1 pseudogene is annotated in these 424 nt (G+C 60.4%); it reads left to right on the top strand.

Features of this window, described 5'->3' with window-relative positions:
* Positions 1 to 57 precede the first annotated feature (57 nt).
* A pseudogene (gene tnpB, locus AC5ZFO_RS48310) lies at positions 58 to 369 on the top strand (IS66 family insertion sequence element accessory protein TnpB); the annotation flags it as partial.
* Positions 370 to 424 lie beyond the last annotated feature (55 nt).

The following is a 424-nucleotide window of genomic DNA, read 5'->3' on the forward strand; positions in this document are numbered from 1 at the left end:
GGATTGAACGGCCGCACACTCCGCATAATCGTGGGCTCCGCATAATTTCTCTTATGTGGTGCACCACATAACCGCAAAGGTGCGGAGGGCTTGGCGCTGTTGGCGAAGGAGACGCTGGGCCATGACCCGATGAAGGGCGTGGCGGTGGTGTTCCGAGCGAAGCGCGCTGATCGGGTGAAGATTGTCGTTTGGGATGGCAGCGGCCTTGTGATGTATTGGAAGCGGCTCGATGGCAGCGGCTTCAAATGGCCTCCCATCGTAGCCGGCGTGATGCGGATGAATGCCGCCCAGCTGTCCGCGCTTCTGGCCGGCATGGATTGGACGCGGATGCACGCGCCTCGAATCCTGCAGCCGAAAGCACTTGCGTAGGACGTAAAATCTTCGCTGCATCGGGGCGCGAAGCATGGCAGACTTGGGCCAATGA

The sequence above is a fragment of the Bradyrhizobium sp. Unk1 genome (genome assembly GCF_059512345.1).